This window comes from Exilispira thermophila, assembly GCF_055389015.1.
Genome location: NZ_AP042476.1, coordinates 2,255,619 through 2,267,168 on the forward strand (window position 1 = coordinate 2,255,619; position 11,550 = coordinate 2,267,168).

An 11,550-nucleotide genomic window follows, 5' to 3' on the forward strand; every position below is an offset into this window, starting at 1 on the left:
AGATAAATAAATATGTTTCATTTTTTTATAATTAATTTTACTGGCCATAGGTTCCCATTAGTCCCATTTGGACCTAAATTTCCTCGACTCCACCATGCAGAAAGCACAATTTTTTTATTTTCCTCTATCATCATTAAAATTCGTAAATCAGTTAACTCTCTTCCCATCCACCATGCATCAGTTAAATTCAATTTTACATCACCACGAATAAAACAATTACCCCCTTTTCTAATTGGTTCATTTCTAGCAGGAAACCCTCTTTCTTCCCATCTAATAACTCCTAAATTCATCCAAACATCTTCTATTTCAGAAGTTTCTATTACATGACGAGGTCTATGTCGCTGCATATATAGACGAAAAACTCTTGGATTGTTAGCTGGATCAGATGTTCCAATAACAGCATTAACAAGAATATTCCAAACCTTTTCATCTATAGCAACAGGTACTGGTGGACCATTTTCACTTCGCCAGTTATTTAATATATTTTCTATATTTTCTTGATTAAATATGAGTTTGGTTCCTCCTACTAATTTAAATTTAATTTCAGAATCTATACTCATTGTTGTATCCTCCTTTGATTTAAGATATTTCATGTACCTCTACATCCTTTAACTTTGCATCCATTTATATAAATAAATCATCTTTTTGCTTCAATATTTTAAAACATTAACTTTAATGTAAATATTTTCTTTTTTAATCCTAATTAACAAAACAAACAAACCTTTTTTTAAAATATCTTTATTATTTTAAATTTTTTCATTAATAAGTCAATTGTAAATATATTTTATCCATCCCTTACAAAATACTATCAAGCCTACTAATCACCATTATTATAAAATTCTTTTAATAAAGTTAGAGCATCTTTTTTATATATTTTAGTAAATAGATTTTCTTTTTCATTAAAAACATAATTATATGAAAATTCAAAAAATTTATTGAATCCATATTTTTCAATCAGATACAATAAAAAATAATCTAAAACAATAACTGACTTTATATCATATATATATTTATATTTGTATGAATTAAGGATTGTATTTTCCAAATCTGAAAATTCCCTGAAATCTCTTAAAGGGGTTTTATTATAAAAAAAGATATCACCACTAACTGATAAATTGTATAATAAATTTTTAAATTCATTTATAATATTTTCAGTATTTTCTTTATTTGTAAAATTGCTATAATTTTCATTTTTTAAATAATATAGGTATTGAAAAAAATATGCTAAAGCTTCATTTAAAATATTTGATTGGGAAAGATTTTTGACAGAATTAAATGGCCAGATAGGGATAAATTTCTTTTTACCTTTGTAATTTGATAATAAATGAAATAATTCATGACAATAATTCCTCCATATTCTTTAGTATCCAGATTTTTATAGTAAAACATAACAATTAAATTATCTAAGTTGTATTCTACAGGATAAACAAAAGCCATTTCAATTGAAGAATGCGTTAATTTCATTTAACTTTATATTAATATTTAGGTGAATTTTTAACAACAATTATATATTGATAAAAATCTGTCGTTGAAACATCTTTTTGCAAATATTTTGGATAATAAATTACAAGGTTTCCTTTTTTTGAAAAAGGTGAATTTTTCCCTGTTAATTTAAATAAAGTGAAATTCGTTTTAGAATATTTTAATAAAGTTTGAACAAAATTATTCTCTAATTCTGAACCAGCAAACTCATCTGTAATTAAAAAAGATCCATAGCCATATGCTTCTAAACAATTTATATATAGATATCTTATTGATAATATTTTATTTTTAAATAAATTATTTTTATTTAATAATTGAGTAAAATTAATAAATTCAATTTTAGTTTGTATTATGTGAGAATATCTAAATTGACCAAATATTTTTTCACCATTAATTTTGTTATAATATTTTAAAAAGTTTTGATAAACTATATTATCTCTTAATTGGTTATATTTACTACCACTAATGCTAAAATTACATTTTTTTAATATTTCATAGTTTGCAATTTGGTTTTTTATAACAAAAACAAAATTTTCAAAATCATCTTTTAATAAATTTTTATATAAAGTTTTATTATTATTAATACTTTTCTCAATAGAAAAAATTAGATTATAATAATTTTGTGTATCAAAATTATTATCAATTTTTTCCCAATTAATATAATAATTATACCAATTTTGAAGCTCTTTATAAATAGTTATAATTTTATCAGGAATTTTTTTATTTTTAAGAAGATAATTTAGATAATAAATTGTGGAGTATTCATCATTTAAATTAAACCCAATTACTTTTATTTTATTTTTTTGAGAAACACTTTGATTATAATTAAACAATTTTTTATAAAATATTTTTTCCTCTTTATAAAAATCATCATCGCCAAATAAATCATTAATAATATTTACATTACCAGTTGTCAAATAGATATTTATTAACTCGCATTTAGAAAATGATTCGTCAACCCATAAATATCTTACATTAAATTTTTTATTTAAATATTTTAGGAGTTCGAACTTCAACAAATAACTATATTTAATAAAATGATATTCTCCAGATAATATTATTTTACTTTTTGCAATATCTTCATCTAATAAAGAAAAATCCACAATATTATCAATTTCATTATTTTCAGATATTTTTAAAGGTTTATAGTTATTTTTTATATAATTTTCATAATCATCATTGGTAAAAGATAAAAATATTGGCAGAATTACAAAAAGAATTATAAAATAAATAATTTTTTTCATCTTTTTTAACCTTTCTTAAATTAATTATTTTTTTTAACTTTTAAAAACAGTCCATAATCAAATTATAAATAATAATTTAATTGTTTTATTCAACAACAAAAAAGCAAAAATGCCACATAATATTTATAATTCAAAATAAAAAAATAACATAATTGAATCCAATATTGTAATATTTTAATTTTAATTAATTATTTAATTTACTTAAAAATGATTTTAAAAATTTTTACTAAATGTGAAAAATATGTCAAGTTAATCTTTATATTATTACAATAATTTTTAATGATTAAACAACAAAATTGTATGAGATCTCACAAGAAAAAAGAAAAAAAATAAAATGGATATAAATAAGAAAATGAAATATATAAGATAAATACTGAAAAAATTTAAAAAATAAAAAGCAAAATTATTATAAAATACAAACTATAATTTATTCTAATTCAATTTATGAATTGCAATACCATCAACACCTAAAGCTGCTTCTAATACTGCCTCTGGTAAAGTAGGGTGAGTATGTGTAGTTTCATGTAAAAAAGAAGCTTCTTTTTTATGATGTATTGCTAATGTTAATTCTTGAATTAGATCAGATGCATGAGGCCCTATAATATGTGCTCCAATTACAATGTTATTATCTTTATTATAGATAATTTTAACAAACCCATCTGTCTCATTCATTGCAAGTGCTTTACCATTAGCAGTAAACAGAAATTTTGATACCCCATAATTGATATTTTCTTCTTTACATTGTTGTTCTGTTTTCCCAACTGATGCAACTTCAGGTTTTGTAAAAATTGCAGCAGGAACAGCATCATAATTTAATGAATGCTTTTTTAAAGATTCCTCATTGTTTTCTATTTTTTTAACTTCAGCATAAATGTTCTCAACTGCACATTTACCTTCTTCCTCTGCAACATGAGCAAGCATAATTCCACCAATTACATCACCAACAGCATAAATATTATCAATTGTTGTTTTGTAATATTTATCAACAGTTATCCCCTTTTTAGTAAATTCAACTCCTATTTTTTCAAGTTCTTTAATATTATAATTTGGTCTTCTACCTGTTGCAATTAGTACAAAATCTGATTCATATTTCTGTTCATTTCCTTTTTTATCAATACCACTAATAACAACCTTTTCAGATTGTTCATCTGATATAGCTTCGTCAAGTACAGGTATTGGATTATTTTCCCTTTCATTTAAAATATAGTCAAATCCATTTACTTTAAATGAAGTTTCAATCTTTACCCCTTTTTTCTTTAAATATGTTCTTAACCTTTTGCTTATCTCAAAATCCTGAGTAATTGCGATTTCTGGAAGCATCTCAAGAATTGTAACATCTACTCCAAAAGAATTAAAAATTGATGCAAATTCAAGTCCAATAACTCCTCCACCAATAATTGTTAATGATTGAGGCAACATTTTAATATCTAGTATCTCATCAGAAGTTAAAATTAATCCTTTTTCAATCCCATAGTCAACATTTTTAATAGGGGGAATTGCAGGAATTGAACCAGTTGCAATAATGATAAAATCAAAATTTAAATCTATTTTTTCTTTTTTGAGTTTTACAGTATTTTTATCTACAAGTTCAGCATAATCATTATAGTAGTTAATTTTATTACCTTTAACAAGAATTTCTATCCCTTTTCTTAACTTTTGAACTACATTATTTTTCATCTCAACAGTTTTTGAAAAATCTATCTTTTCAAGTTTAGAGAAAATTCCATAATTTTCAGATTTTTCTATATTCTCAACAATTTCAGCAGCATGAGCATAAGTTTTTGTTGGAATACACCCTTTATTTGTACAAACACCTCCAAGGTAATCTTTTTCTATTAAAGTTACATCAAATCCAAGTTGAGCAGCTCTAATTGCTGCAACATAACCTCCAGGTCCACCACCAATAATTCCAATTTTTTTCACAATTTCACTCCTTAATTTATTTATTACATTAACACTTTTATTTTTTCTTAATAGTACATTTTTTTATTAATATCTTTTTATTCTTTATTAATAATACATTCTTTATTAATAATACATTTTTTTATCAATATCTTTTTATTTTTAAATATTTTATTCATCATTTAATATTTTTTTATTAACATTTTTCTTGTAATATTGTTTAAATATTGCAATTTTTCCTATACTTTTTCTATTTAAAATTTTTAAAATTAAAATTTTTAAAACTTAAAGTTCCACTCATCTGTGCTATACTTTTCTTTATATAGTTTTTCAGATAATTCTTTTTCATAATCAGAAAGTTCTTCCTCTACAATTTTCAATTCAAACCATTTTGAGTATTCCTTTTTAAAAATATCAGTCATCTCTTCCCATGTTAAAGTTTTTCCCAATTCACTAAAAATTGAAGTTGCTTTTAATTCAAAATACTTTTTTAATACTTGTCTTTTTCTTTCATTTTCAAATTTTAAGCAATCAAAAAGTTTATCAACATCAAGTTTATATGGGATGGAACCATGTTGTAAAATGACTCCATAAAATCTTTTTTGAGCAGAACCAATAATCTTTTTATTATTAACAATAATCTCATAAGAAGAAGGTGCATCAAAACATGCAGATGTTGTATGTTCAAGCCTTTTTGTTAATGGTTTTGTCATTTGAGCATTTAATCCCATTTTGATCAACCCTTCCAATAAAGGTTGAGATAAAATTCTGTAAGACTCAGTTACAGATTTTGGCATATTTTTAAAGTCTTCTTTTAAAATAATAGAATAGGTTATTTCCTCATCATGCAAAACTGCCCTTCCCCCAGTTGCTCTTCTCACAAAACCAACATTATACTTTTTAAGTCCATCAAAATCAACTTCTTCATATGCTTTTTGGAAATACCCAATTGATAATGTTGCAGGATCCCATCTATAAAATCTCAAAGTTATAGGAACTATATTTTCAGATACTGCAATTGAAATAGCCTCATCAATTGCCATATTCATAAAACTATCATTAAACCCTGAATCAATAACCCTTAAATATTCTTTTCCCATTTAATATCCTTTAGCTTAACAATAATTTTTTTTTGAATTAAAACATTAATAGGATTAAAATCTATATAAAAATTAAGTTTTCATTTAAATTTAATACAATTTTAATTAATGGAATATTTTTAATAAATAGGGGCTATCCTGAAGTTTTATGGATAGCCTCTTTTTTTTGTTCAAATATATATTTCTAAACTAATAAGAATAATTTTGTAAATTTTTAATCAGCATCCTTTAAAGTATTAATTTCTTCTGGTTTTGTTATTTTAATTTTACAAATCCAGCCTTCTTCATATGGTGAATTATTTATCAATTCTGGTTCATCTTCAACATTTTCATTTATTTCAATTATTTCACCACTAATAGGGGCTTTTATTTCCACTGCTGCTTTTGCAGATTCAAGAGAAAATAATTTTTCCCCTTTATTAATTGTATTATTAATTTCCGGTAAATTAACAGCCATAACATCACCAATATCTTCGAGTGCTTTTTCTGTTAACCCAATTGTAGCTATGTTGTCATTTATATCAACATATTCATGATTTTCAGTATATTTTGTCATAAACTCTCCTTTTTATAATGCTCTATTTATCCAATATTTATAGGTTCTTTTTCAAGTAATTCTATAAATTTATCATAATTTATAAATTCAATTCCTTTAAAATTATCAGGATTGTAACCCCTACTAACAACATCATCAACAATAGCATAAAATTTTGCATTATATTTTGATAAGTCTTCAAGCATCCAGAAAATCCCATTTTGTATTAAAACTACAGAATCATCTTTTTCAGCACATTCTACTTTAAATCTTTCTGCTTCATTTTCATATGAATGTTTTACAATTATTAAAGCCATAAAACCTCCTAAGTTTTGGATCTATTAAGATCACATAAAGATAACAAAATCATAATTTTTAATAAACTTTTTAACATCATTTCTTTCAATTATTTTTGCTTTATACCCTTCTTCACATCCACAAACTTTGTATTTTAACATATCATCCTTTATTGCATAAACTTCAGTTTCATATTTATCAAGATATTTTTGAACCATTTTAATTGGTAATAACCCTAATTTTTCAGGTGCAGTTTGGCATGATAATCCAATAACTGCCTGTCCAATAAATAAAACAGCAGGTTCAATATCTTCACCATACATTCCAAATGCTGTACGAAATGTTTCATTAATCCATATTGTTCCACATGGAGATTGATACACCACAAATAAAACTTTTTTAACCATTATGTTTTCCTCCTTAATGTAGATAAAAATCAAGCCATTAAATTAACAAATCTATCTGAAGTATAAATTAATTCTGCTAATTCAGGTAATCCAGAAGGTTTTGCTCCTTTTATAATAGAATCTTCTGTTAAACCTCTATATTCCATACACAAACCACAAATGTCAATTCTAACACCTTTTTCAATTAGTTTTTCCAGCAATTCAGGTATTTTTCTATCTATCCTCATTGGTTTTATTTTTTTATTAGCAGCTACAATTGCATCAGCAAAAAGAAAAATTCTAACTTCATGTCCCCTTTTTAAAGCTGCTTCAGCAATTTTTATTACGGTATCCATATCCTGGTGTGTATATGGTGTTACCATTGTTTGTATAGTTATTTTCATTTTGACCTCCCATATAAAATCCATGACATAAACCAATTTCCTAAAATAAAACAAATACCAGCAATTATTGAACCTATTGATAACATAGGGATTCCTGTAAAAAAGTTACCAATATTACAACCCATAGCTGTTATTGCTCCAAAACCCATCATCATTCCACCAATTATTACCTGTAAATAAGTTTTTCCATTTTTAGGAATTCTAAATTTGAATTCTTTAAATGATAAAGACAAAATTAAAGCAGAAATAATTATACCTATAATTTCAGCACCTTCCCAGTTGATTAATTTACCTGTAGAAAAACCATCAAATAAACTAATCCAACCTCCAGTAATACCCAATCCATAATGTCGGCCTGATACCCAGCTTGACCAATATCCAAACATTGCTACTGGTAATAATAAAATTCCTATCCATTTCCAGTTAATTTTTGCATGTGGCCAGTCTGTTGTCTTTGTAAAAAATATATAAATTAAAATTAAAGCAGAAACAATTATAGCAACAACCCAATGGTTAATATGCAAAACAGTTGCTAAAGTTGGTCCAACTTTTGATGCATATAGGTTTGTAGAAATGTCAGGAGTAACTTTAATAGTATATTTGCTTATTAATTTTATAAATCCATTAAAAGAACCATGTTTTGTTGCAACAGCAGTTAACCCGAAAGCTAATGCTGCAAGCCAGGAAGTTGTATTTCCTTCTCCAACTCTATAAGTTGTACCACTAGCACATCCACCTGCAAGAACCATTCCCATACCAAAAATCATTCCACCAATAATATTACCTAACCAGTTTAATGGTTTAGGAGTTAATTGTATCCATCCAAATTGTGCCATTAAAGGGAAAGCAAGCATTTCAAGTGCAATTGCAAACATAACAGCTTTAAACAAAAAATTATCTTTCATTAAATATAAATCTCTAAAAGCAGAATTAAAACAAACCCTACCTCTTTGTAATATTGCTCCAAAAGCTAAACCTGTAATTAATCCTAAAATTATTGCTTTCATCATGCCTCCTAATTTTTTTTAAAATTAATTTTTTGATTTTTAAAAAGAATCTTCAAATAGAATTAGTTATTATTACTTTCCTCCAACTTCAATTAATATTCTCCATTCACTAGGACCTGTTTCTTCAATCAATAAAACCTTATGCCCTTCTTTCTCTGAATTTGCAGGTATCCTTTCTTTTGAAAGTGGATAATCAATTAATACTTCCAGAATTTCACCAGGTTTCATCTTTTTCAAAGCTCGTTTTGAATCTACATCAGGTACAGGACAAACCTCTCCTCTTTCATCAATTGTTTTTGTAATTTTGTAATCAGCCATAAGTTTCCTCCTAATCTTTTATATATTGACACATATCAATAAATAGATAATACAAACCATTTTTTTTGTCAATAGTTTTATGTGATTTTTTTTACATTATTATTTCTGACAATTTATTAATTAATCTATTAGGTTATTAATACCACTGTACAAAGTTTTTAAGACATTTTATTGTTCACCTAGCTATAATTATTTACAATAATCGATAATTTTGTATAAAAAATTGACAATATAGTTAATTGGAGGATTTCCCCAATATATTTATTTTTAATGATTTGTTCATATTTTCTAATTAAAAAACAAAACAACCTTGATAAAAATTATGATAATTATTATCTTAAGGGTACAAATTAATTGTTATTAAATTAATTTGCTTTTAATATTAAATTTAAATTATTCTTTATGTATGAGATTTTTAATATCTTATATATAAAAAATATATAAATAATTTAAAAAAGGATAGCAATATGAATTGCCCATTGACATAGGTATAATTCCATTTTTCACAGGTATTTCTGGAAGATGTGGACTCTATTCCCTTTTAAAAATCAACACAATTAAAAAAAATAATTAAAATGTTATTATTAAAGATTTGTTTCAAACCAAAATTTAGTTTCTTTTATTGCTAAAGGAAAAGGGATACCCATTGCTTTAATTTTTTTTAGATTTATTAATATATTTTTCATTATTTTTAAAGTACTAAAAATCTTAACAAAATTTTTATCTTTTTTTATATCATAACTAATATCAAAATTTGATATATTAAAATTATTATGTTTTAAATTATTTTTTAAAAAATTATCAACATTTTCTTCAAACTTATTTAATGTTATAGAAGTTTCATATATTCTTTCATGAATAATATTTTTATCTAATATATTTATACCATTATCTTTATAAAAATGGATCTGTATAAAGAAAATTTCTGTTATCAATTCATAAAACATTTCTTCAATTTTTCCATACTCTATAAAAACTCTTCTTAAATAAGGATTTGTGTAATTAAACTTTTCCATTTTATTAATATAAAATTTAAAAATATCTTTTGATAGTTGTATAAGTATTTTTATCTCTTTTTGTAAATTAAAAACATTTTTATTTACTTCAAATGATTTGTTAATTTTTTCATTCTCGGTGTTTTTATTTAAACTACTTCTTATATAATAATCCGAAATTTCATTTAATTTATTTTCAAAGTTATTATATTTCTCTTTATAATAATCTTCACTTATACTTGAATAATACCTGAATTTATTTTTGTATTTAGTTAAAAAGTAAAGTAGACTTGACAAAGAAATTATAAATTCTTTAAAATCATGGTTATTTAAATATATATTTCTGATCAAATTATTTTCAGAATTAATAAAAATTTTTTTATCATTCTTGTACTTTAAAAGAGCTTCTCTAAATGTTGTATCAAGTTCTATATCCATAAACATTTTTTCTATATAACTAAAACCTTTTTTAATATAAATAAATTGATTAATTGTATCTTTTTTAGATTGATCAGGATGATATTTAAAAATAAGTTTTTTATATTTTTTTTTGATATCTTCAAATTTATCATCAAAATTAATTTGAAATAGGGTTATCAATTCATAAATATTCATAAAAATATTATTACCTTTTTAAAAATATTTTCAAATTAAAATAACTTATCAAAATATTTTTTTAATGTAAAAATAGAATGGGGATTAATAAGTATAGCACACAATATTAGAAAGTTGTTTAAATTAAATAAAGGAAAAGCTTTGCCATATTTTTTATATTTATTAAATAATTCTTTTGAAAATTCTTTTATTTTTTCCTTTAATTGCTAAATTTTTATATTTTTATTCTTTTATTAAAAAAAGGACTGCCTTAAGCTCTAAGACAGCCCCTTTCCTCAATGCAATCATAAGAATTGTATTTTATAAATTTAAACTTATAACAAAAACCAAAAGTTATTCCAAAGGCTAATTTAAGGTCATTAGAGCCATGAATGTATTTAATAGCATCTATTGTATCCTTGTTTAGCTTGAAAATTGTACTTAATAACTTGTTGAAAAAATTAAGACATATTGAAATATCGTCTTTTAGTTTTGAATTTAAATGAGCATAGAAAAAACAATCTTTAATAAGTTTAAAAATATTATTTATTTGAGCATTACTTTTTTTTTAAAATATTTAGTTGATAAATTATAAAATTTTTACAGAAGTAATCTAATTTCCTGCTAATTATATTTTGCCTATTTACTGGAATTTCTAAAGTCACAAAAAACAAATATACATGTACCCATTTGAAAAAGATTTTCAAAAATATTTATTATGAAATTAGAAAAAACAGATAAATAAGTAAAAAATTTATAGCCAACGTCGAACATCCTGTTTATACTTGGTGAAATTTGTTCCAAATAACTTTTCTAAACTTGTTTCTTCTGAGGGAATTATAGTAAAATTTACTATCAAAAAGAAAAAAAATGGAAACAGAAAAGTAATCAATGAACCAAGTAAAATAGCTAGACCAATAAGCCAGAACACCATACCTAGATAAATCGGATTACGACTAAATCGAAAAGGTCCTGAAGTTACCAGTTTAGAAGAATTTCTTAACTGATAACCTGTATTTGCTTTATTAAATTCCCTTGCAGCCCAGGTCATTAAAACCAATCCAATAAACATTATCAGAATCCCCAGATATGAATACGGTTTAGGAACCACATTCATTAACGGAAATAAGTAGTGAAACAGTATTGGCAAACCAATCAAAATTAAGAGCTCCAAAATCCAGACTCCTCCATGATGTTCTTTAGTTCTACTCATTTTTTCCTCCTCTCCTATTTATATGAGCCTTCTCGGCTAAAAAAATCCAATATATTCAAGGCCTTAAAACCCT

The 11,550-nt window shown here is 24.1% G+C and carries 15 protein-coding genes; 1 reads left to right on the forward strand and 14 read right to left on the reverse strand.

Going from position 1 to position 11,550, the window contains the following annotated elements; all coding sequences use genetic code 11:
* Positions 1-17: 17 nt before the first annotated feature.
* From ACZ5EC_RS09535 to ACZ5EC_RS09590, 12 genes are all read right to left on the reverse strand, one after another.
* Positions 18-560, reverse strand: coding sequence for a hypothetical protein (locus tag ACZ5EC_RS09535; RefSeq protein ID WP_464302249.1), 543 nt, complete (start codon positions 558-560; stop codon positions 18-20).
* A 257-nt stretch (positions 561-817) separates the two neighbouring features.
* On the reverse strand, positions 818-1,045 hold the full coding sequence (locus tag ACZ5EC_RS09540; RefSeq protein ID WP_464302250.1) for a hypothetical protein: 228 nt from the start codon (positions 1,043-1,045) through the stop codon (positions 818-820).
* 191 nt (positions 1,046-1,236) lie between these two features.
* On the reverse strand, positions 1,237-1,464 hold the full coding sequence (locus tag ACZ5EC_RS09545; protein WP_464302251.1) for a hypothetical protein: 228 nt from the start codon (positions 1,462-1,464) through the stop codon (positions 1,237-1,239).
* Between the two features lie 11 nt (positions 1,465-1,475).
* Entirely contained in the window at positions 1,476-2,726 is a 1,251-nt protein-coding gene (locus ACZ5EC_RS09550) for a hypothetical protein (protein WP_464302252.1), read from the reverse strand.
* Between the two features lie 432 nt (positions 2,727-3,158).
* The gene (lpdA, locus tag ACZ5EC_RS09555; protein WP_464302253.1) at positions 3,159-4,649 is read right to left on the reverse strand and encodes a dihydrolipoyl dehydrogenase; all 1,491 of its coding nucleotides are present in this window, start codon (positions 4,647-4,649) and stop codon (positions 3,159-3,161) included.
* Positions 4,650-4,906: 257 nt separating this feature from the next.
* On the reverse strand, positions 4,907-5,728 hold the full coding sequence (locus ACZ5EC_RS09560) for a lipoate--protein ligase family protein (protein WP_464302254.1): 822 nt from the start codon (positions 5,726-5,728) through the stop codon (positions 4,907-4,909).
* Positions 5,729-5,942: 214 nt separating this feature from the next.
* The gene (gcvH, locus tag ACZ5EC_RS09565; protein WP_464302255.1) at positions 5,943-6,284 is read right to left on the reverse strand and encodes a glycine cleavage system protein GcvH; all 342 of its coding nucleotides are present in this window, start codon (positions 6,282-6,284) and stop codon (positions 5,943-5,945) included.
* Between the two features lie 26 nt (positions 6,285-6,310).
* Positions 6,311-6,580 carry a DsrH/TusB family sulfur relay protein gene (locus tag ACZ5EC_RS09570; RefSeq protein WP_464302256.1) on the reverse strand — a complete coding sequence of 90 codons (270 nt, stop codon included), beginning with the start codon at positions 6,578-6,580 and terminating at the stop codon, positions 6,311-6,313.
* Positions 6,581-6,610: 30 nt separating this feature from the next.
* A complete protein-coding gene (locus tag ACZ5EC_RS09575; RefSeq protein ID WP_464302257.1) occupies positions 6,611-6,967 on the reverse strand; it encodes a hypothetical protein in 357 nt (118 codons plus the stop codon).
* A 29-nt stretch (positions 6,968-6,996) separates the two neighbouring features.
* Positions 6,997-7,350 carry a DsrE/DsrF/TusD sulfur relay family protein gene (locus tag ACZ5EC_RS09580; protein ID WP_464302258.1) on the reverse strand — a complete coding sequence of 118 codons (354 nt, stop codon included), beginning with the start codon at positions 7,348-7,350 and terminating at the stop codon, positions 6,997-6,999.
* The gene (tsuA, locus tag ACZ5EC_RS09585; protein ID WP_464302259.1) at positions 7,347-8,357 is read right to left on the reverse strand and encodes a thiosulfate transporter TsuA; all 1,011 of its coding nucleotides are present in this window, start codon (positions 8,355-8,357) and stop codon (positions 7,347-7,349) included. The genes ACZ5EC_RS09580 and tsuA overlap by 4 nt, the downstream gene beginning before the upstream one ends.
* A gap of 72 nt (positions 8,358-8,429) precedes the next feature.
* Entirely contained in the window at positions 8,430-8,675 is a 246-nt protein-coding gene (locus tag ACZ5EC_RS09590; protein ID WP_464302260.1) for a sulfurtransferase TusA family protein, read from the reverse strand.
* A 472-nt stretch (positions 8,676-9,147) separates the two neighbouring features.
* On the opposite strand from ACZ5EC_RS09590, the gene ACZ5EC_RS09595 reads away from it, so the two are divergent.
* A complete protein-coding gene (locus ACZ5EC_RS09595) occupies positions 9,148-9,249 on the forward strand; it encodes a YgaP family membrane protein (RefSeq protein WP_464302261.1) in 102 nt (33 codons plus the stop codon).
* A gap of 10 nt (positions 9,250-9,259) precedes the next feature.
* Here the strand turns inward: ACZ5EC_RS09595 and ACZ5EC_RS09600 are convergent, their stop codons facing one another.
* Positions 9,260-10,285, reverse strand: coding sequence for a hypothetical protein (locus ACZ5EC_RS09600; protein ID WP_464302262.1), 1,026 nt, complete (start codon positions 10,283-10,285; stop codon positions 9,260-9,262).
* 733 nt (positions 10,286-11,018) lie between these two features.
* On the reverse strand, positions 11,019-11,477 hold the full coding sequence (locus ACZ5EC_RS09605; RefSeq protein WP_464302263.1) for a methyltransferase family protein: 459 nt from the start codon (positions 11,475-11,477) through the stop codon (positions 11,019-11,021).
* Positions 11,478-11,550: the final 73 nt, after the last annotated feature.

Excerpts from the sequence above, each read along its gene's own strand:
- ACZ5EC_RS09535 (WP_464302249.1), bottom strand. The coding sequence starts at position 560 with ATGAGTATAGATTCTGAAATTAAATTTAAATTAGTAGGAGGAACCAAA.
- ACZ5EC_RS09605 (WP_464302263.1), bottom strand. The coding sequence starts at position 11,477 with ATGAGTAGAACTAAAGAACATCATGGAGGAGTCTGGATTTTGGAGCTC.
- gcvH (WP_464302255.1), bottom strand. The coding sequence starts at position 6,284 with ATGACAAAATATACTGAAAATCATGAATATGTTGATATAAATGACAAC.
- ACZ5EC_RS09575 (WP_464302257.1), bottom strand. The coding sequence starts at position 6,967 with ATGGTTAAAAAAGTTTTATTTGTGGTGTATCAATCTCCATGTGGAACA.
- ACZ5EC_RS09580 (WP_464302258.1), bottom strand. The coding sequence starts at position 7,350 with ATGAAAATAACTATACAAACAATGGTAACACCATATACACACCAGGAT.
- ACZ5EC_RS09550 (WP_464302252.1), bottom strand. The coding sequence starts at position 2,726 with ATGAAAAAAATTATTTATTTTATAATTCTTTTTGTAATTCTGCCAATA.
- ACZ5EC_RS09570 (WP_464302256.1), bottom strand. The coding sequence starts at position 6,580 with ATGGCTTTAATAATTGTAAAACATTCATATGAAAATGAAGCAGAAAGA.
- ACZ5EC_RS09600 (WP_464302262.1), bottom strand. The coding sequence starts at position 10,285 with ATGAATATTTATGAATTGATAACCCTATTTCAAATTAATTTTGATGAT.
- ACZ5EC_RS09545 (WP_464302251.1), bottom strand. The coding sequence starts at position 1,464 with ATGAAATTAACGCATTCTTCAATTGAAATGGCTTTTGTTTATCCTGTA.
- ACZ5EC_RS09560 (WP_464302254.1), bottom strand. The coding sequence starts at position 5,728 with ATGGGAAAAGAATATTTAAGGGTTATTGATTCAGGGTTTAATGATAGT.
- tsuA (WP_464302259.1), bottom strand. The coding sequence starts at position 8,357 with ATGAAAGCAATAATTTTAGGATTAATTACAGGTTTAGCTTTTGGAGCA.
- ACZ5EC_RS09590 (WP_464302260.1), bottom strand. The coding sequence starts at position 8,675 with ATGGCTGATTACAAAATTACAAAAACAATTGATGAAAGAGGAGAGGTT.